Annotated in this window: 1 pseudogene; it reads right to left on the reverse strand. The window is 29.4% G+C overall.

The features are described from left to right. Positions 1 to 146: 146 nt before the first annotated feature. Positions 147 to 1,087: pseudogene (locus tag ACVHXK_RS18640) on the reverse strand (hypothetical protein); the annotation flags it as partial.

Genomic DNA, 1,087 nt, shown 5'->3' on the forward strand with positions numbered 1-1,087 from the left:
TAGGTGATTGTAAAATTACAAATATAAAAACTGTGGATAACTTTTGAATTTTCAAAGAAATTGTGAAAAAAAAGAGCACACCAAAAAGCCTTTTTTAAAAAGGTATGCGTAGCATGTGTATTTTATTTTAACTGTGGATATGTTAATTACGCCGCGATTTTAAGAAGTTTATTTATACTTCTCATGTATTTTGGCTGATTAATTGAATAAGCCAATATGACATTGATATTTCTGGCGATAGCCGTAAGATATAAATCAGCACGCATTGATGAGGTGTTAATTGTTCTAGGAGAAGTAATGCAAGGGTTACTTTTCAAAATAGATATTTCTCTTTCTATACATGTACGAATGGTATAGGTATCACACCATTCTTGTGAATTTCTTTGAACTCCAGGATATAATCTAAAATCTTTATCAGGATAAACATAAGTCATACGACCACTTTGTTTATCAGTACAAGGATTTTCACAAGTATGATAGCATTTACCAGATTTATCTCTATAAGATTTTGGGCATGTAAATTTAAGACGAGGACTTCTGTTTTTTCCTCTACAAATACCTTCGGATTTGAAGGGCTCTTTAGTTAGGGGACACAACGGGATACCTTCTACATTATATTCTAAATCTTTTATTTTACTGTTTCCTTGATTTCTAGAATTAAGAGGTATAAATACTTTTTCAAATCCACATTGTTTAAGTAATCCAAAGTTATCATAACTATCAAATTCAGCATCACCTAGAAAGTAATTAAATTTGAATGTAGAGTTATATTGCAAGTTATTTAGAAATGGCACAACTACTGGCTTCAAGGAAGCATTATCATAACAAAATTTTTGATCTTCAGGAGTTTTGAAATTATTATCAACAGAATCATAAAAATCTTGATCAAAAAATTTTATGTTTAAGGGTATTCCCCATCCATTAGTTATTAAGCCAAACTTATAAAAATATCCAAAATGGCCATTTACAAAATCTAATTTAATATTTGAGTTAGCTTCTGATGTTTTAGGCATATTTTTATATGCGGCAGCATAGGCATTATGTTTCTCATTTTTAGTAACTTTTGCATAATATTTTTGACGATTAA

This window comes from Clostridium sp. DL1XJH146, from assembly GCF_054819755.1.